Source organism: Erythrobacter sp. HL-111, from assembly GCF_900105095.1.
Lineage (GTDB): Bacteria > Pseudomonadota > Alphaproteobacteria > Sphingomonadales > Sphingomonadaceae > Erythrobacter.
On sequence record NZ_LT629743.1, the window covers coordinates 1832863 to 1851837 of the forward strand.

Annotated in this window: 16 protein-coding genes; 9 read left to right on the forward strand and 7 right to left on the reverse strand. The window is 67.1% G+C overall.

Going from position 1 to position 18975, the window contains the following annotated elements; translation table 11 throughout:
* Positions 1 to 2: 2 nt before the first annotated feature.
* Positions 3 to 1085 carry a CaiB/BaiF CoA-transferase family protein gene (locus BLU08_RS08690; protein WP_090198289.1) on the reverse strand — a complete coding sequence of 361 codons (1083 nt, stop codon included), beginning with the start codon at positions 1083 to 1085 and terminating at the stop codon, positions 3 to 5.
* Between the two features lie 203 nt (positions 1086 to 1288).
* Here BLU08_RS08690 and BLU08_RS08695 point away from each other — a divergent pair, with 203 nt between their 5' ends.
* The 4 genes from BLU08_RS08695 (at position 1289) to wecB (ending at position 6448) form a co-directional block, all read left to right on the forward strand.
* The gene (locus BLU08_RS08695) at positions 1289 to 2557 is read left to right on the forward strand and encodes a nucleotide sugar dehydrogenase (protein ID WP_090198293.1); all 1269 of its coding nucleotides are present in this window, start codon (positions 1289 to 1291) and stop codon (positions 2555 to 2557) included.
* Positions 2554 to 3789 (forward strand): glycosyltransferase family 4 protein, encoded by a 1236-nt coding sequence (locus BLU08_RS08700; RefSeq protein WP_090198298.1) that lies wholly within the window; start codon positions 2554 to 2556, stop codon positions 3787 to 3789. The genes BLU08_RS08695 and BLU08_RS08700 overlap by 4 nt, the downstream gene beginning before the upstream one ends.
* 164 nt (positions 3790 to 3953) lie before the next feature.
* Entirely contained in the window at positions 3954 to 5258 is a 1305-nt protein-coding gene (gene wecC, locus BLU08_RS08705; RefSeq protein WP_090198303.1) for a UDP-N-acetyl-D-mannosamine dehydrogenase, read from the forward strand.
* Positions 5255 to 6448 carry a non-hydrolyzing UDP-N-acetylglucosamine 2-epimerase gene (gene wecB, locus BLU08_RS08710; RefSeq protein ID WP_090198307.1) on the forward strand — a complete coding sequence of 398 codons (1194 nt, stop codon included), beginning with the start codon at positions 5255 to 5257 and terminating at the stop codon, positions 6446 to 6448. The genes wecC and wecB overlap by 4 nt, the downstream gene beginning before the upstream one ends.
* On the opposite strand, the gene BLU08_RS08715 is transcribed toward wecB, so the two are convergent.
* Entirely contained in the window at positions 6426 to 6953 is a 528-nt protein-coding gene (locus BLU08_RS08715) for a hypothetical protein (RefSeq protein ID WP_157674487.1), read from the reverse strand. The two genes, wecB and BLU08_RS08715, sit on opposite strands and share 23 nt — an antisense overlap.
* 343 nt (positions 6954 to 7296) lie before the next feature.
* On the opposite strand from BLU08_RS08715, the gene BLU08_RS08720 reads away from it, so the two are divergent.
* The 3 genes from BLU08_RS08720 to BLU08_RS08730 are packed head-to-tail and all read left to right on the forward strand — an operon-like array spanning position 7297 to position 11366.
* The gene (locus tag BLU08_RS08720) at positions 7297 to 7920 is read left to right on the forward strand and encodes a polysaccharide biosynthesis/export family protein (RefSeq protein WP_233995915.1); all 624 of its coding nucleotides are present in this window, start codon (positions 7297 to 7299) and stop codon (positions 7918 to 7920) included.
* 4 nt (positions 7921 to 7924) lie between these two features.
* Positions 7925 to 10129 carry a polysaccharide biosynthesis tyrosine autokinase gene (locus BLU08_RS08725; RefSeq protein ID WP_090198315.1) on the forward strand — a complete coding sequence of 735 codons (2205 nt, stop codon included), beginning with the start codon at positions 7925 to 7927 and terminating at the stop codon, positions 10127 to 10129.
* Entirely contained in the window at positions 10119 to 11366 is a 1248-nt protein-coding gene (locus BLU08_RS08730) for a glycosyltransferase family 4 protein (protein ID WP_090198317.1), read from the forward strand. The genes BLU08_RS08725 and BLU08_RS08730 overlap by 11 nt, the downstream gene beginning before the upstream one ends.
* A gap of 15 nt (positions 11367 to 11381) precedes the next feature.
* On the opposite strand, the gene BLU08_RS08735 is transcribed toward BLU08_RS08730, so the two are convergent.
* The 4 genes from BLU08_RS08735 to BLU08_RS08750 are packed head-to-tail and all read right to left on the reverse strand — an operon-like array spanning position 11382 to position 14757.
* Positions 11382 to 11987, reverse strand: a complete 606-nt coding sequence (locus BLU08_RS08735; RefSeq protein WP_233995916.1) for an acyltransferase — start codon at positions 11985 to 11987, stop codon at positions 11382 to 11384.
* The gene (locus tag BLU08_RS08740) at positions 11966 to 12979 is read right to left on the reverse strand and encodes a glycosyltransferase family 2 protein (protein ID WP_233995917.1); all 1014 of its coding nucleotides are present in this window, start codon (positions 12977 to 12979) and stop codon (positions 11966 to 11968) included. Before BLU08_RS08740 ends, BLU08_RS08735 begins: the two co-directional genes overlap by 22 nt.
* A complete protein-coding gene (locus BLU08_RS15595) occupies positions 12980 to 13483 on the reverse strand; it encodes a DapH/DapD/GlmU-related protein (protein WP_090198324.1) in 504 nt (167 codons plus the stop codon). It lies immediately after the preceding gene.
* Positions 13480 to 14757 carry an O-antigen ligase gene (locus tag BLU08_RS08750; RefSeq protein ID WP_157674488.1) on the reverse strand — a complete coding sequence of 426 codons (1278 nt, stop codon included), beginning with the start codon at positions 14755 to 14757 and terminating at the stop codon, positions 13480 to 13482. The genes BLU08_RS15595 and BLU08_RS08750 overlap by 4 nt, the downstream gene beginning before the upstream one ends.
* Before the next feature lie 264 nt (positions 14758 to 15021).
* Here BLU08_RS08750 and BLU08_RS08755 point away from each other — a divergent pair, with 264 nt between their 5' ends.
* Together BLU08_RS08755 and BLU08_RS08760 are read left to right on the forward strand one after the other, a co-directional pair.
* Positions 15022 to 15291 (forward strand): hypothetical protein, encoded by a 270-nt coding sequence (locus BLU08_RS08755; RefSeq protein ID WP_090198332.1) that lies wholly within the window; start codon positions 15022 to 15024, stop codon positions 15289 to 15291.
* 125 nt (positions 15292 to 15416) lie between these two features.
* Entirely contained in the window at positions 15417 to 17387 is a 1971-nt protein-coding gene (locus tag BLU08_RS08760; RefSeq protein WP_090198336.1) for a hypothetical protein, read from the forward strand.
* Here BLU08_RS08760 and BLU08_RS08765 read toward each other — a convergent pair.
* Entirely contained in the window at positions 17377 to 18816 is a 1440-nt protein-coding gene (locus BLU08_RS08765; RefSeq protein ID WP_090198339.1) for a flippase, read from the reverse strand. The two genes, BLU08_RS08760 and BLU08_RS08765, sit on opposite strands and share 11 nt — an antisense overlap.
* Between the last annotated feature and the right edge of the window lie 159 nt (positions 18817 to 18975).

The window sequence follows — 18975 nt, forward strand, 5'->3', positions numbered from 1 at the left end:
GCCTATCCTTCCGCGGTCCAGCGTGCGACCACCTCCGCCCCGTCGCCGGCGCTCGAACGGACCGCTCCCGGGGTGCGGCTGAAGCGCGGCGCGGGGGCGGTGTGCCATTCGCCGTCATGTTCGACGAAGGCCCCGCGCGCCTTCATGTGGGGATGGTCGCGCGCCTCCTCGAGGTCGAGGACAGGGGCGAAGCAGGCGTCCGATCCTTCGAGGATTTCGCACCATTCGTCGCGGGTCCTGGTGGCGAAGAGCGCCGCGAGTCCTTCCGCGTTCTCCTCCCACTTCGACACGTCCATCTGCCCCTCGGCCAGTTCCGCCGGGGCGCCCGTCTTCGCCAGCATCTCGGCGTAGAACTGCGGTTCGATCGAACCGAGCGAGATCTCCTTGCCGTCGGCGCAGGTGAAGCAGCGGTAGAAATGCGCCGCCCCGCCGAGCATCCCCCGGCCGCGTTCGGTGGTGACGAAAGGCCGCCCGCGCACCCCGAAGAAGAAGCTCATCAGGCTGGTCGCCCCGTCGACGATCGCGGCATCGACCACCTGCCCCATGCCCGATCTTTCGCGTTCGTAGAGCGCGGCCACGATCCCGAAGGCGCAGTACATCGAGCCCCCGCCGAAATCGCCGACGAGGTTCTGCGGCGGGACCGGCGGCTCGCCCGCCTTGCCGACCGCCGAGAGCGCGCCGGTCAGGGCGATGTAATTGATGTCGTGCCCCGCCGCGTGGGCAAGCGGTCCGTCCTGTCCCCACCCGGTCATGCGGGCATAGACAAGCCGTTCGTTCGCGGAGAGGAGCTCATCCGGACCGAGGCCGAGGCGTTCCATCACGCCGGGGCGGAAACCCTCGATCAGCACGTCGGCCCGCGCGGCGGCATCGCGGCAGAAGGCCTTGCCCTCCTCGCTCTTGAGATCGATCGCCACGCGGTGCCGGGCGCGCTCCACCACCGGGTTCGACACCGCGCTCCCCGGGCGTTCGATCCGCACCACCTCGGCGCCGAGATCGGCCAGCAGCATGGCGACGTGCGGACCCGGACCGATCCCGCTGAACTCGATGACCTTCAGGCCGGAAAGCGGCCCCGCGGCGTTCTCCATCGGGCAATTCTCCCTTTTCCCCTCGCTCCGGCGCCTCTCTGGCGCGCAGTCGGGCCTGTGGCAAGACCCCGCTTGCCCGATCGGGCGCGCCCCGGCCGGGCCGCTCGCTTGTGCATTGCACCATGCCGGGCCTGTTGCTACGCGCCGGTCGCATACCCGGTACGCTCGCGTATCGGGTGGGGTCGCGTTTCGGGGGGGACGTCTTGAAAGTAGCAATCTTCGGGCTCGGCTATGTCGGCTCCACCGCCGCGGGTTGCATTGCCAGCCAGGGCCACACGGTCATCGGGGTCGATGTCAGCGCGGCCAAGGTCGAGACGCTCAATGCGGGCCGCGCACCGGTCTACGAGCCGGGCCTTGAAGAGCTGATCGCCGCGGCCCATGCCGACGGGCGCATCTCGGCGGTTGCCACGCTCACCGACGAACTCGACGATTGCGACCTCGCCGTGGTCTGCGTCGGCACGCCCTCGGGCGTCGATGGCGCCCACAACATGAGCTACATCGCGCAGGTCACGCGTTCGATCGCGACCGCGCTGAAACCGGACCGCACGAAGCCCCTGACGCTCGCCTATCGATCGACCATGCGGCCCGGTTCGTGCGAGAACATCATCTGGCCGATCCTCGAAAGCCACCTCGGCGATGCGGCGGCGAGCGCGGTCGAGCTCGTCTACAATCCCGAATTCCTGCGCGAGGCGAGCGCGATCGAGGATTATTTCCACCCGCCCAAGATCGTCATCGGCACGCTCGGCGGGAAACCCTCGGCCACCATGGCGAAGCTGCACGAGGGAATCGAGGCCCCGGTGTTCGAGGTCGGCCTGCGCGAGGCCGAGATCACCAAGTTCGTCGACAATTCCTGGCACGCGGTGAAGGTCGCCTTCGCCAACGAGATCGGCCGGGTGTGCCAGAATCTCGGCATCTCGGCAAAGACGGTGCACGAGATCTTCGTCAGCGACACCAAGCTCAACATCTCGCCCCATTACACCCGCCCGGGCGGCGCGTTCGGCGGGTCGTGCCTGCCCAAGGATGTGCGCGCGCTGCAATACATCGCCGCCGACACCGGATCGGCGACCCATCTGGTCGATTCCCTCCTGCGCTCGAACGAGGCGCACAAGCACCACCAGTTCGTGAAGGCGACCGAGGGGCTCGCGCCGGGGGCGAAGGTGCTGCTGGTCGGCCTCGCCTTCAAGGCCGAGACCGACGATCTCAGGGAAAGCCCGGCGGTCGACATGGCGAGAAAGCTGCTCGAGGCGGGCTATGACCTCGACGTCTACGATCCCCACATCGCACCCGAAAACCTCGTCGGGCAGAACCTCGGCTATGCCTATTCGCTGCTGCCGCAGATCGACGACCTGCTGGTGGCGAAGGAAGAGGCGGAGCGGCGCGACTATGCGGTGATCGTGGCGACCAACCGGCTGGTCGGGGACCTAGCGCTCGGCGCGGGCACCAGGATCGTCGACATCAGCGTGATCGCGTGAGCACCGCCGAGGAAGGCATCCCCGCGGTCATCGAAGGCGAGCCGCTGAAGGGGCGGCACGTCCTCATCGTGGTCGAGAACCTGCCCCTGCCCTTCGATCGGCGGGTCTGGCAGGAGGCGCGCACGCTCAAGGCGGCGGGCGCGCAGGTTTCGATCATCTGCCCGACCGGCAAGGGCCACGAGGCGCGGTTCGAGGAGATCGAGGGGATAGCGATCCACCGCCACCCCCTCCCGCTCGAGGCATCGGGCGCGCTCGGCTTCCTCGCCGAATACGGCGCGGCGCTGTTCTGGGAGACGGTGCTGGCCTGGAAGATCCACCTCGGGCGCCGGATCGACGTGATCCAGGGCTGCAACCCGCCCGACCTCATCTTTCTTGTCGCCCTGCCGTTCAAGGCGCTGGGCGTACGCTACATCTTCGACCATCACGACATCAATCCCGAGCTCTACGAAGCCAAGTTCGACAGGCGCGGGTTCTTCTGGCGGCTCATGGTCCTGTTCGAGAAGCTGACCTTCAGGGCCGCCGACGTCTCGATCGCGACGAACGAAAGCTACCGGAAGATCGCGATCGAGCGCGGCGGGATGGCGCCTGACAGGGTCCATGTCGTGCGCTCGGGCCCCGACCTCTCGCGATTGAAGCGGGTCGCGCCGGTCCCCACGTGGAAGAACGGGCGCGCGCACATGGTCGGCTATGTCGGCGTGATGGGCGAGCAGGAGGGGATCGACCTCCTGATCGACGCGGTCGATCACATCGTGCGCGGCAGGGGCCGCGAGGACGTGCAGTTCGTGCTGGTCGGCGGCGGGCCTGCCCTGGCCGACCTTCAGGCCCTGAGCGAAAGCCGCGGACTGTCGGACTACGTCACCTTCACCGGCCGCGCGCCCGACAAGGACCTGTTCGAGGTGCTCTCGACCATGGATCTGGGCGTCAACCCCGATCGCGTCAACGCGATGAACGACAAGTCGACCATGAACAAGATCATGGAATACATGAGCCTGGCGAAAGCGATCGTCCAGTTCGACGTGACCGAGGGGCGGTTCTCGGCGCAGGAAGCCTCGCTTTATGCCGCGCCCAACGACGCGCGCGACATGGCGGAGAAGATCCTCGAACTCGTCGACGACCCCGCCCGGCGCGAGGAGATGGGCCGGCTTGGCCGGCGCCGGGTGGTCGAGGAGTTGAACTGGCAGCACCAGATCGCCCCGCTGCTCGCCGCCTATCGCCAGGCGCTGGAGGGCTGACAGCGCGGGAGCGGTGCTGGCCAGGATACCCCCGAATGGCTTCCATCGCCCCCCGCGACGCGCCGGTCCGCCCGCGCTCGCGATGGTGAAAGACGCGGTTAGCCTAACGCGATTTTAAGCCCTCCGGGTGCATTGCCGCCGCGCGATACGAAAGCGACGGACCGATGAACGCACCCTTCGAAGCAGCAAGTGCCCTCGCCCCCGATGCGACGCGCGAGGCGACGCCCGAACACGAGGTCGCCGTGATCGGGCTGGGCTATATCGGCCTTCCGACCGCCGCCGTGCTCGCCAGCCACGGCTGGAGCGTGTGCGGGGTCGATGTCTCGCCCCACGTGGTGGAAACCGTCAACGCCGGCGGGGTCCATATCGAGGAGCGCGATCTCGACGGGCTCGTGCGCAGCGCGACCAAGGCCCGGCTGCTCGTCGCCTCGACCGAGGTGCCGACCGCGCATTTCTACATGATCGCGGTGCCCACCCCGCTGGGGCCCGGCAACACGCCCGACATTTCCTTCGTCGAAGCCGCCGCGCGGGCGATCGCGCCGAAGATCCTGCCGGGTGCCTGCGTCATCGTCGAAAGCACCTCGCCCATCGGCACCACCGAACGGGTCGCCGAGCTCATCGCCGAGGTCCGCCCCGACCTCGCCGTGCCGCGCTTCGGCGACGAGGACGCCGGCGACATCGCGCTCGCCTATTGCCCGGAGCGCGTGCTGCCGGGCAGGATCGTGACCGAACTGGTCTACAACGACCGCGTGATCGGCGGCGTCACCCCGGCCTGCGCGGCCCGGGCGGCGGCGCTCTACCACAGCTTCGTCAAGGGCGACTGCCTCGTCACCAATGCCCGCATCGCCGAGACGGTCAAGCTGGTCGAGAACAGCTTTCGCGACGTCAACATCGCCTTCGCCAACGAATTGTCGATGATCGCCGATGCCATGGAAATCGACGTGTGGGAGGTGATCCGCCTCGCCAACCGCCATCCGCGCGTCCACATCCTCCAGCCGGGGCCGGGCGTTGGCGGCCACTGCATCGCGGTCGATCCCTGGTTCATCGTCGCCGGCGCGCCCGAAACAGCCCGGCTGATCCGCACCGCGCGCGAAGTGAACGACCGCAAGGCCGTCTACACAGAGGAGAAGATCCGCGCCCTGCTCGCCGCCGCGCCGGGCGGCAAGGTCGCGCTGCTCGGCCTCGCGTTCAAGCCCGACATCGACGATTTCCGCGAAAGCCCCGCGCTCGAGATCGCCTCCGCCCTCGCCCGCGACCTGGGCGAGCGCGTGATGGTGGTCGAACCCTTCACCGACGACCTGCCCGGCGAACTCGCGGGGACCGGCGCAAGCCTCGCGACGCTTGACGCGGCGCTGAGGGAAGCGGAAGTGGTGGTGGTGCTCGTCGATCACACCGCCTTCCGACATCTTTCGCCCGGCGATCTGGCGGGCCGGATCGTCTACGACACCAGGGGCATGCTCACGCGATGAGCGGCGCCCGGTCCCGGCCCCGCATCCTCGTCACCTTCGGGACCCGGCCCGAAGCGATCAAGATGTTCCCGGTCGTCAATGCCCTCGCCCGGACCGGCCGGTTCGACGTGCGCGTCGCGGTGACGGCGCAGCACCGCGAAATGCTCGACCAAGTGCTCGCGATCGCCGGGATCGAACCCGACATCGACCTCGACCTGATGGAGCCGGGCCAGAGCCTCGACGATCTCGCGGCGCGCATCCTGACCCGTTTCGGCGAAGCGCTCGACGCGCAGAAACCCGACCGCGTGCTGGTCCACGGCGACACGCTGACGACGATGATGGCGACGCTCGCCTGCTATTTCCGGCGCATTCCCGTGGGCCATGTCGAGGCGGGCCTGAGGAGCGGAGACATCTATGCGCCCTGGCCCGAGGAGGTGAACCGCAAGGTCACCGGGGCGATCGCGGACCTCCACTTCGCCCCGACCGAAGCGGCCGCGGCCGCGCTGCGCGCCGAAAACGTCGCACCGGCCGCGATCCACGTGACCGGGAACACCGTCATCGACGCCCTGTTCGCCGCCCGCGCGAAGCTCGCCGCGGATCGCTCGCTCGCCCCGCAACTGGCGCAGTTGCGGACGCGGTTCGCGGGCCGCCGGATCGTCGCCGTCACCGCCCACCGGCGCGAGAATTTCGGAGCGGGGATGGAACGCATCGCCGCGGCGCTCGTGCGCCTCGCCGCGCGCGAGGATGTCGCGGTCATCTATCCCGTCCACCCCAACCCGAACGTGACCGGGGTGATGCGGCCCGCTCTGTCCGGCATCTGCAACATCGCGCTGATCGAACCGCTCGACTATCTCGGCTTCGTCGCGATGATGGAGGCGAGCGACCTCGTGCTGACGGATTCGGGCGGCGTGCAGGAAGAGGCGCCGAGCCTCGGCAAGCCGGTGCTGGTGATGCGCGAGACGACCGAACGGCCCGAAGGCGTCGCGGCGGGGACCGCGCGGCTGGTCGGGACCGACACCGGCCGGATCGTTGCCGAGACGACGCGGCTGCTCGATGATCCCGCCGCCTACGAGGCCATGGCGAAGGCCCACAATCCCTATGGCGACGGGACGGCTGCGGTCCGGATCGCCGGTATCGTGGCCGCGGCGCATCCCGGCAGCCGGGACCTGGCTGCGGACGCCGTCGCGGTTACGGTCGCCGCGTCACGATGAGCGTGTAGAACACCGCCGCGGCCAGCGCCGCGAAGGTCGCGCCGAGGTCGCCGATCCAGTTGAGCTTGAGCGGGCCGAACAGCAATCTGTCCGTGGCGTGCAGCGAAATCACGCGCAGGCCCACCAGCAGCGTCAGGAAAACGCCGGCGGCCAGCGCGGCGCCCACCGCCCGGTCGCGGCGTCCGCGCAGCCGGCTCGCCGCACGGCGCGCCCCGAGGAACGCGGCGGCGGCCGCGAAGAGCAGGACGGCGGCGACGAAGAGGCCCTGGACCGACCGCCTCTGGTTCACCATCTCTTGCTCGACCAGGAAGGCGCGCAGTTCGCCGCGCAGGAATTCCTCGACGGTGAACACGCGCAGCAGGACCAAAGCGGCGAACAGCACCGCAAGGCCGAGCCATGCCGCGAGGTGCCAGGATCGTTGCCGGCGTGCACGGGCCGCGAAGGCCGCCACCAGGCTTGCAGCGATGACGATGGCATAGAGCGCGCTGGCCGCCAGGCTGAGCATCGTCGGTCCGGGCTGCATGGGCGGACTGCTTTCCCCTTCCAGAGCCGAAACGCGGCGCGTCCCGTTGCATAACGGCTCCGCTCCGCCACGCAACCGGCCATCCTGCACGCGCCACACGAATCCGCCCCCTCGCAAGGCGCGGAAAGCCGCGACTTTCGGGGATGGCCCGCGCGCGCCCAGGCCGTTGCGCTTTGCACCCGCCCGGTCTAAGCCCGAGCATTGCAAAGCTCGGGGGGAGTCAATGGTTGCAAACGGGGCAGCGACAAGGATCTTGCTCGGCGTCGGTGCCGCGATCGCGGTGTCCGGCTGCGCTTCGAGTCCGGAGCCCATCATCGGCCCGGCCGTGACCCAGTCCCGCGCGGACCTGGGGCAGGCGGACTTCACGTTCCGCCGCGCCGACACCTATGGCCTGCGCCCCTCCGACAGGATTTCCGTGAACGTCTTTCGCGAACCCGACCTGTCGATCGAGGAAGTGATGATCGGGGTCGACGGCAGCGTGTCGCTGCCGATGCTCGGGTCGATCCCGGCGGCGGGAATGACGCCGCGCCAGTTCGAGCAGGACGTGGCGCGCCGTCTCGCGGCGGCGGGCCTGAAATCGCCCATGGTCAGCGTCAACATCTCCGACTACGCCTCGCATCTCGTCACGGTCGAAGGCGCGGTCGAGGAACCGGGCGTCTACACCTTCCAGCCGGGGGCTCGGCTTTCGGCGGCCATTGCCCTCGCACAAGGGCCCAAGCGCACCGCCAAGACCGAACAGGTCGCGGTTTTCCGGGAAAGCGCGGAGGGGATCATGGTCGCCAAGTTCGATTACCAGCAGGTCAGGCAGGGCACGATGCTCGATCCGGTGCTGGAGCCGGGCGACCGCGTGGTGATGGGGACCGACGGCCTGTCGCTGTTCTGGGAAGACCTCCTCAAGGCCCTGCCGGCCTTCGGTGTCTTCGCCGTGGCAGGCCTCAACAACAATTGACCTGATGAACGAACCCTCCCCCGCCCCGAAATCCGCCGGTTCGATGGGCCGGGAATTGTGGACCGACGCCTATCTTCCGGTCGAATACGCGCCGCGGGAGAGCCGGCCGCAACCCGTCTTCGACACGGGATGGCTGCGCGGCGCGCTCTTCCGCCAGCGGTGGCTGATCGGCGGGACACTCGCGGCGGCGCTCCTGCTCGGCTTCGTCGCCACCCTGCTGATGACCCCGATCTACAAGGCGACCGCATCGGTCCGGGTATCGCCCTGGGGCAACATGATCGTCGAAGGGCAGGAGCTGCAGACGCCGCTCATGTCAGCGAGCGAGATCGACAACTTCCTGTCGACGCAGGTCGAAGTGGTCGAAAGCCGGAGCATGGCGGAAATCGTCGCGGCGGCGCTCGAACCGTCCACGATAGCGACCCTCCTCGGGGCGGAGATAGATCGCGAACGGCCCGCGGGTGCCGACGATGAAGAATGGGCAAGGGAAAAGGCCCGTCTCGCCGGGGAAGTGCTGCACGCCGGCATATCGGCCGACATCCCGACCGCGGCGATGATCCTCACCATTTCGTACAATTCGGACGATCCGGTGCTGGCGGCGCAAATCGTCAACCAGTATCTCGAAGCATTCGCGCAGGCCGACACGCGCCGGAACCTCGACAGCAACGCCTATGCGCGCGAATACCTGCTCGAACAGATCGACCTCGTCCGCCAGAGACTGCGCGAGGCCGAAAGGTCGGCCAACATCTATGCCCGGAACGCCGGGATCATCGCGCAATCCGCCGGCGAGGAAGGCGAAGGCGGCGCGACGGTCACGACCTCGAACCTCGCGCGGATCAACGAAACCGCCGCCGACGCCCGCGCCCGCAGGATCTCGGCCGAGCAGAAATGGCAGGCGGTCCGCGATCTCGATCCCCTGAGGGTGCCGGAAGTCCAGGCCAGCGCCGCAGTCCAGAGCCTGCTCGGCGAACGGGCGAAGCTCAACGGGGAACTGTCGGTGCTGCGCCAGCGCTACGACGACCAGTATCCGGTGATCGCCGACATCAAGTCCCGGATCGCGCTGCTCGACGAGGAAATCGACCGTGCGGCGCGGGATATCAAGGATTCGATCCGCAGCGAATACGACATCGCCCGGAGACAGGAAGCCGCGCTCCGGGCAGAGCTGAATGCCGTGACCGAGGATGCGCTAATCGAGCAGGACGAGACGATCAGGTACGACGAGTTGCAGCGCGAGGCGAGCTCGCTGAGGATGCAGCTCAATGCCCTGCTCGAGCGCTACAACTCGCTCACCACCGCCGCGAACGTCCAGAGCGGGTCGATCACCCCGCTTGATCGGGCAACGGTCCCGACGGAGGCGGTTTCGCCGAGCATGTTCCGCAACATGCTGATCGCACTCGTCCTCGGGGCAGGTTTCGCAGGCGGTCTTGCGCTGGTGCGGGAAATCTTCGTGGACCAGCTGCGGCGCCCCGAAGACGTGGAGGAACGCCTCGGCCTCACCTTGCTCGGCATGACGCCCCACGTCCGGAACGAGGAGCTCGAAAACCAGGGCTCCGACAATTTCAGCAGCCTGAAGGAATCCTATTCCTCGATCCGCTCGGCGCTCGATTACACGATCGGCCGCGACGGCGCAGTCGTCCAGCTCACCAGCAGCCAGCCGAGCGAAGGCAAGTCGACGACCTCGCTGATCCTCGCGGAACTCTTCGCGCGCATGGGGCGCAAGACCCTGCTCATCGAAGCGGACCTGCGCCGGCCTTCGATCCACTCGCTGATCGGCATCGGGAGACCCGAAATCGGCCTGACCGAGGTCCTGCTCGGGCGGGCCAGCTTCGACGACGCCAAGGTCGATCACGTCCACACCAACCTCACCATCCTTCCTGTCGGGCAGGTTCCGCCAGATCCCGTCGTCCTGCTCTCCTCGGGCCACATGCAGGGCCTGATCGAGAACGTGCGGAACGAATATTCGGTGGTGATCATCGACACGAGCCCGGTGCTCGGCCTTGCAGACGCTCCAGAAATAGCCCGGCTCGTCGACCTGACGGTGTTCGTGGTGGAAGCCAACCGCACCAGCCTCGGCCAGGCCCGCTCGGCCGTCGGCCGGCTGCAGAAGGTCGGCGCCCGCATCGCAGGCGCGGTGCTCACCAAGTACAAGCCGCTCGAAGCCGGGGTGGATTACAGCTACAAGGAATATTACCGGTACGGGCGTGACGGCTGAGACACCCGGCAAAGCCATAGGGGCCGGGCGAGAAAGCGGGTTCGGGTTCTCCATCGACCGGCAGACCCGCTCGAAACCGGTCGTCCTTCATGTCTCGGGCGACTTTCCCGATCCGCTGGAGCCGGCGAAAACCCCTGTCATCAAGACGCTTCTCGACCTGACGGAAGGCGATTTCGAGCACCGGGTCCTGTCGATCAACCGATCCGCTCCGAGCTTCGGCGACCTCATCGGCGGGCGCGCAGCGGGGATCGCTGCGGAGCCTTTCGAATACGGGCTTGCCGCGCGCTATAAGGCGCCGCCGCGCGGGCTCCTTCACCGAACCGGGCTGCATCGGCTCGGCGACTGGCTGGCGGACCGGCTGGAAGACGAGGCCATCCGTCCGGACCTGCTGGTGGCGCACAAGCTGTCGATAGAGGGTATCGCCGTGCATCGCGCCGCCGCGCGGCTCGGCATTCCCTATGCCGTCTCGATCCAGGGCGATACCGATCTCAAGATCCTGGGGATCCGGCGCGACCTTGCCGGGGAGTTTCGGAAGATCATCGCCAAGGCCCGCATGATCTTTCCGTTCGCGCCCTGGGCATGGGACGCGGTCCGCTCAAGGCTGGGCATCGCCGAAAGGCCGGTCGTGATCCTGCCCTGCCCGACCGATCTCGACGACCCGCTGCCCCCGCGAAAGGGCGAGGACGGACCACTCACGGCCTTTCACCTCAGGAACCACCGGCGCAAGAATCTCCCAGGCCTCGCCCGTGCGATGAGCGCGCTCGGGAAGCAGGGGTTTGCGGAACCGCTGACGGTGCTCGGCGGAGGGGACGCCGCCACGCGCGCGGCGTGCGAACGGGTGATCGGCGATGCGCCGGTCGTCCTGGCAGGCCCCGCCGATCGCGCCACGCTCCGCGCGAAGATGAACCGCGCCAAGGTCTTCGTCCTTCCCTCGCTGCGCGAAAGCTTCGGTCTCGTCTTCATCGAAGCCCTCTTCGCGGGCCTCCCGATCATCTATCCGCGCGGAGCCGGGGTCGACGGCTTCTTCGATGATGCGCCCTTCGCACTCGCAGTGGACGCGCGGGACCCGCGCTCGATCGCGCGGGCGATAGGCCGGGCGATCGAGCGGGAATCCGAAATGAAGGCGGCGCTCGCCGATTGGCAGGCCTCGGACCACGCGCAGACCTTCAGACGGCCGGCGATCGGCAGCGCCTTCCGCGAAGGCCTCATGGCTGCCTGTGCAAACGATCGGGCCTAGGCGGGGCGGCCGGCTTCATTCCCCGCCTGAGACTTCAGGTATCCGGCGCGTTCCGACGACTTTTGCCGGCACGCCCGCCGCGATCGCGAAACTCGGTATGTCACTCGTCACGACCGCCCCCGCGGCGATCACGGCACCCGCGCCGATCTTCACGCCCGGCAGCACGATGACGCGCGCGCCCAGCCAGGCATCGTCGCCGATCTCGACGTCGCGCTCGTCCATCAGTTGGCGCGTCACGGGCGCCCCGTCGTTGAAGCGGTAATTGGCGGCGGTGACGATGACTTCGGGACCGAACAGCACGTCGTCGCCGATGACGATGCGCCCCCGGCAAGGCCCCGCCCAGAGGAAGCATCGCGATCCGATGCTGACCCGTTCTCCGATGACGATGTTCTGCGGCTCGCTGAAATTGACGTCGGGAGTGATGCCGAGCGGCTTGCCCATCCGGATCTGCCGGAGCGGGGCGACGTGGGAATAGTTGTAGTAATTGACGATCTTCACGAGATGCAGCCAGGCCCGCGGGTCGAGCAGCGACAGCACCAGCCGCAGCGCCCGGCGTGACCTCGTGGTCGCCTTCTTGGGCACCGGCGCGCGCTCCGCCATCATTCGTAACCCGGCAGCCATTCGCCCCGCCGCTCCCAGACGGACCGCCAGGGTCCGGGCGCACCGGCCGCGCCTTTCGAAAATCGCGACAGCGAACCTTCGACGGTCTTGCGATTGAGCACCCACACGAGGAGCAGTCCGATGCCGATCGGACGAGCCAGCCGCTGCCAATGATCCCGGATCAGCGTCACCCGCCCCTTGAGGACCTTGATGATCCGTTCCTCGTTATCCGCGTAGGACGCCCCGACATGATGCACGATCTGCGCGTCGGGCGTGATCATCGGCCTGTATCCGAGCCCTGCGGCGCGCAGGCAGAGGTCCGCTTCCTCGCCGAACATGAAGTATTTCCCGCGAAACCCGTCGAGCTTTTCCCAGGTCGGCTTCGAGATCATCAGGAAACAGCCCACGACGATGTCGACATGGCGAACGCTGTCGCGCCGCCATCCGCCGATCGCTTCGGGGTTGAAAAACGCGGAGCCGGGAAACACGCGTGAAAGCCCGGTCGCCCGGCAGAACAGGCTCCAGATCGTCATCCTGTTCCAGCAGGAGGCGATGTTGAGCGACCCGTCGGGAAAAACGGTGCGCCCGCCGACGATACCGGCCTCCGGATGGGCCTTCGCGAATTGGAGCAGGTTCTCGATCGCACCCGGATGCGTCTGCGTATCGGGATTGAGCAGCAGGAGCCACCCGGTGCGGGCGGACGCCGCTGCGGCGTTGTTGGCCGCGGCAAATCCGAGATTCTCGCAAGAGCGCACGAGCCTGACCCTGTCGGCGAACCGCGCGGCGATGGCATCCGCGGAACCATCGCTCGACGCATTGTCCCACACGATGACGTCCATCGTCACCCGCCCGGCATTGGCAAACAGCGTATCCAGCGCGACGAGGGTCAATTCGCGCGTGTTGTAGCTCACCATGATGACCGTGAGTTCGGGAACGGCATCGCCATTCGGGGAAGCGCCGGTCATCGCGGGATCTGTCACGGCCTCGATCCCGTGCCGGTCGCCCCCTGTCATTCAGTTGCCCTTGCGAAATTCGCGGTCGGGCAGCGCGGCGGCATCGGGATCGCGCAGGCGCAGGTCGTGTTCGCGTTCGTCGGCATCGGCGAAGCGACCATAGGCTCCCACGACTATCCCCGATCGCAGCACCCTTGCCGGGTTGCCGGCTGCGACCGAGCCCGGCGGGACGTCCTTCGTGACGACGCTCCCGGCCCCGATGACCGAACCATCCCCGATCGTCACGCCGGGCAGGATGATGCTTTCCCCGCCGATGAAGCAGTTCTTGCCGATCCGGGTGTGCAGATAAAGTCCGCGCGTGCGGTCATGGGTGAGCACGCGGGCGTTGAATGCAAGGTAACTGTAGGCGCCGACATGGACGCCGCGCGGAAACGTCCTGTCGGGCTTCGCGGAAAGCGAAAGCTGGACGGTCGGATGCAGATCCATGCCCAGAACCCGCACGTAGAAAGCGCGCTTCAGGGAGACGAGCAGATTGCGCAATCGACCCAGGCGGTTGAGGCTCATCTTGTTCCTTGTCCGAATGCCGCGGGCTGCACGGCCGGGCCGAGCGGCAGGGTCGTTGCCGACCTGCGCGGCATGGTCAGACCGCCGAACGTCGTCGCCACCCCGAGCAGGATCGCGAACCAGGTCAGGAGGCCCCCGAAGAACGATACCGTGAAGCCCAGCAGGAAAATCACGCAGATCGTCGCCGCGAGGCCGATGAGCGTCGCTTCGTCCGGACCCGTTTCGCGGCGGACCGCCAGGGTAAGGCCGACGAACGCCAACAGGGTGGCAAGCACCAGGAACACGGCCGCCGGCAGCCCGTTGCGAACGGCGATCGCAAGCCAGAACGCATCGACGCTGTTGCCCATCCAGTCGAGACCGTCGAATTGCGCGAAGCCGATCCCGAAAAGCGGATGCCGTTCGACCGAATTGCTGCCGTATTCCCAGATCAGCAGGCGATAGCGACCGGATGCCGGGTTGAAGGTGTAGCGAATGAGCACCGCGATGAGGCCATTCTGCGAAACCACGTGAAGCGCCGAAAGCACGGCCACGGTCGCGCCCATGAAAATGGGCCAGTTCAGGAAGGTCACGATCCGCCGGACCGCATCGAACACGGCGAACACGAAGAACAGGATGAGGCCGATCATCGCCGCCGAACTGAAGGTGAACACCGCGCCAAGGCCCGACAGCATGCCGAGCACTTTCGGCCAGCCGCGGATGCGACTGAAGTGATAAAGCGGCAGAAGGCTGCTGAAGAACAGGCCGGCCAGGATCGGGTGGGAAAAGGGTCCCATCGCTCTCAGCAGGCCGTATCTCTGGTCCATGGCGATCGAGGGCTCGAACGAACTGCCGAATTCGGCCGCACCCAGATTGCCGAAGATGGCCGCGGCGGCGTCCCTGAGATAACGCCGGTCCGCCAGGCCTTCGAGCGGGAGGATGGCGGCCACGAGAAAGACCAGCGGCGCCATGAAGATGAGGGCGCGCCTGAGGTCATTCAGGTCCCTGATTGCCAGGCGGGCGATCAGGTAGGGCATGAAGACGTCGAGCGTGAGCGCCATGCCGGGCATGAAACCCGGGCCGGGCCCGTAGACGATCATGAATGAGACCGTCATCCATGCCGAACCGAGGAACACGAAAAGATCGTTGAGCCGCCAGGTCAGGTCGCCTTGCCGCAGCCGGACGATGGTCCACGGCAGGAGCAGCATCCATGCCAGGCGATAGGCGTAGAGCGTCTGTCCGGCGAGGTTCACTCGCACTTCGGGCGGCATCATGAGCGCCACCACGAGCACGATCACCGGCGCTATCCGGAGAAGGTCCCCACCCCTCGCCACGGGCTGCGGATGCGCGCTACCCGGCAGAGCGCCGCGCGGCATCCGATCGACAGTGAGGTTCGGAGCACTCATGCCACCTACCGCGCAGGTCTCGCCATTTCCGCACTGCAATAGCCCCGGCGATCTCGGCGAGGCAACCGCTAATGGCGCAGACTTCGGGAATCGTTTTCCTACTCGGCTCGAGTGTGAAACACGCCGTTTCCCATTTGTTCCACGAAGAGGTGATTCATGGCTACCGAGCCTTTCAAGGATTTTGCCGACAGCCCCACCGCCCCGTCGCTCGAATGCTTCGCCATCACCCCGAGCGACACGGGCGAATTGCCCAAGGTGACCAAGGCGCTCTATGTCGGCGAAGGGGGCGATGTCGTTCTGCGCGCGGCGAGAGGCCAGGAAGACGTGGTGTTCCGCAATCTCCCGTCCGGTTACACGCTGGACGTGCGCGTGCGTGCCGTGCTTGCGACCGGCACGACGGCCTCCGCGCTCGTGGGGCTTGCCTGATGGCGGGGTTCGGCCAATCGCCCGCCGCGAGAAAGGGGGAAAGCCGGGGCGGGGCTCCTGCCGCCAAAAGTGCTCTTTCTCCTTCCGCATCGTGGGACGGCACCGCCGAGAGCGGGTTCGAGACCGTGCCTACCGACCCGGAGCGCACCACGGCCAAGCCCGCGGTTCACCTGATCGACCTGCCTTGCCAGTTCTTCGACGACGAGCTGACCGTCAGCGCCATGGCCTTTGCCAATGACGGGGGCACGCTGATCGGCGGGATCGACCGGGTGCGGTTCCATTTCGAGGGCAACGTCGCGGACGTGATCGAGCCGCAGCTTCGCACCTTCACCCGGTTCGACGGTTCGACCTATCGCCTGCCGTGCTACACCGTCACGCTCGAGAAACCGGCGGGCACCAGCGGCGACACGCATCTCTACATCGAGGCGATCCCCGCCGACGCGACCATGCAGAGCCGCGTCATCGGGCCGTTCGATTTCTTCCCGCGCGACCCCTTCGCCAACGGCACGCTGCACGACATCGACCTGACGGTGGACGACACGCAGCCCGTCGTGGCCGGTTCCAACTACCACGACTTCACCGCCGCCCACACCTATGTCAACGCCCAGAACGCGGAAAACCCGCGCATCACGATCAGGAGCAACCCGGCAGCGGGCTTCCATGAGATCAAGCGCGGGCACTGGGCAGGGTATGCACCCAAGGGCTGGCTGACGATCGAGGCCGACATCCCCGTCGTCTTCGACCGGCCTGCCCCCTTCGTCGATGAAGCAACCGCCTATAGCGGGCAGGCCGCCCGCCCGAACCTCGACGGCATCTGGTTCAAGGGGCCGAACATCACGCTCGAACTCCAGCGCCAGTCGCTCTACACCGAGTTCGACAGCCAGCAGCACGGCTGCGCCTTCGACGGCATCCGCATCCGGAACAGCGCCGGCATCGGCTTCATCTGGATGGGGACTCATCGCCAGCTCGGCGTCGCGCGCGGCAAGAACTACTTCCTCGACAGCCTCATCAGCGACGTTCCCAACGCCTTCAACGAGGCGCGTCTGGCGCGCGGCAACATCAACAGCGGCGGGTGGTGGGATTATGCCTCCAACGCGAAATGTCTCGTCGGGAACATCTGCTCCGACCATTCCAGCGCCGAGGCGATGGTCCACACGCTCGCCCTGACCGCGCAATACACCGGCACCGGAAGCACCGCGACGCTGGAGATGAGCGGCGTGAACAGCGCCAGCACGCGCACCGTCACCGCCAAGGTGGACGGGGAGACGGTCGGCACGCTGACGGTCCGCAACGTCGGAGCGACCTTCAACCCGAGCAACGCCGAGTTCCCGAGCGACGTGGTGGACTGGATCAACACCCTGCCCGACTGGACCGCGACGCTGGAGGACGACACCTACAAGGCGTCGATGCTCGGCCTTTCCACCAATCTCGGCACCAGCTTCGGTCCGCAGGACGCCAAGAGCGCGCCGCTGGAGCTTTACGCCCGGCCCGATCCCCACAACGACTGGTGGCAGGCGCAGATCGTGTGGGGCGATCCCTATCCGCCGTTCGAAAACGTCATCGCCTACGGCAACATCGCCTATGACTTTGCCGGGCAGAAGCTGTTCCTTTCGACCTTCAACCCGCTCAACGACGTGTTCTTCGTCAACAACGCGCTGCACGATCTGGACGGCGTGTCGGCGGAGCCGAAGGGCGATTTCTTCTCGCAGTTCGATCGGGGCGAGCATTCCCATGTCGTCGTCGCACATTGTTCGATCGAGCAGGGCCTGCTGCTGCGGACGAACACGACCGATCCCTATGGCGCGGACGAATACTGCCTGATCGCTGCGAGCGTATTCGGCGGGATCGAATGGGAAGGAACGCCCGACGCGGACCTGTCGATTGCGGGCAACCACACCTTCACCGGCACCACCGCGCCCGCAGGGGCGAGCGGGCACAGCATCGGGGGCACGGTGGACAGCCTGTTCGCGGATGCAGGCGCGGGGGACTTTGCGCCGGAGGGAGCGCTGGCGGAGAACCTGAAAGCGCCGGTGGTCCTGCACGATCTGGCGGGAAACCGCAGGGCGTCATCCTGCGCCGCGGGCGCTATTGGTTGAACCGCACCGCCAGGGCCCGCCTCGCTTCGCCGGGCATCTGCATCCAGCATACCGGCAGGAGAATGCCTGCCAGTATGCTGGCCGCGGCGAGGCCGGAAACCCAGTCCGCAGCATAGGGTGAAACGGCAAGCGCGACCGCGATCAGCGCGGCCGGCGCCATCAATTTGCGCAGCAGGTCGGCGGCGTTGAACCGGGCCTTCACCAGCATGACGACGCAATCGATCGAGGTTCGCAGGGAATAGGCAAGCGCCACCCCTGCGAGGCCGAAGAGCGATCCAAAGCCGTACAGCATGGCGAAGTAGATCGGCAGTTCGACCAGGTGTGCGAGCGCGGTGAAACGCGAATTCCCGCGCGCATGGATATGGGCATAGGGAACACTGGCAATGGCATTCGCCCAGCACCCGACCAGGATGATCCTGCCGACGAGGATGGACCGCGGATCGAGTTCGTCGCCCAGCCACAATCGCAACAGCGGTTCGGCAAGGCAGATCAGCCCGATCACGACGAGGCCATACCACTGGCCCACGATGATGACCGCGTCCTTGCCCAGGGCAGCCGCCTGTTCGGGCGATTGCGAAGCGAACCGCGGGAAGAGGGCCTGGACCATCGCCAGCGGAAACATGACGGTGCGCTGGGCGATCTGGAACGGCACGGAATAGGCCACCACGGCCGCAGTGCCGATCACCGCCCCGATCACGACCCGGTCCGACATGGTCATCAAGGGACTGACCATCGCCGTGAGCATGATCCAGGCGCCGAAGGAGAACAGCGGGCGCAGTTGCGCGAGGGAGGGATTGACCCGGTGCCCCCGCAGGAAGACCGCCCACATGCTCGCCAAGATCGGTATCAGCCCGATCATGCGGCCGCACAGCGACGCGCCGAGCAGCCAGCTCAGTTCGACCGAGTGGGAAACCGCCACCACCAGGGGAAGGATCTGGGACAGGATGTTCCCGAGCGTCGTCCCGATCGACACGACCCCGAAACGCTCGACCCCGACCAGCGCGCCCGCGGAAACGCCGGTATACATGATGACGGGAACGCAGAGCGCGAACAGCCATGTCGAAGCGAGCGCTTCAGCCTGCAATCCGGCATCGGCTTCGAAGAACGATCCGAAGAACAGGTTCGAGCTGAGGTAGACCAGCACCGCGCCCGCGCCCGCAATGAGGCTCGCCCCGAACAGGGCTGACCACACGATTTCGGCCTGGTGGGCAGGGGCCGCTTCCCGCGTCGCGGAAAGCCGCTGCGTGATCGCCCGCCCCAGCCCGAAATCGGCCTGCCCGAAATAGCCGAGCAACACCCACGCGATCAGCAAGGCACCGTAACGCTCTGCTCCCGCGAGCGAGATGTAGAGCGGAATGGTCACGATGCTCACCACCACGCCCGCCACCGTCGGGGCGAGGCTGAGGAACGAATTGCGCGCGAGCGCCATCAGTTCGATCCGCGAAACGAGGGTAGGGCCATCACTCGAGCCGCCTTTCCTGCCGGGTCCGAACACCGCACGCCAAGCGGTGCCGCCGCCGCCGCGAGCCTATTCCCGCTTTCCCCGCGCCAAGGCTCTTGTCCGGAGCTATTGCCTGTGCGACCCGCC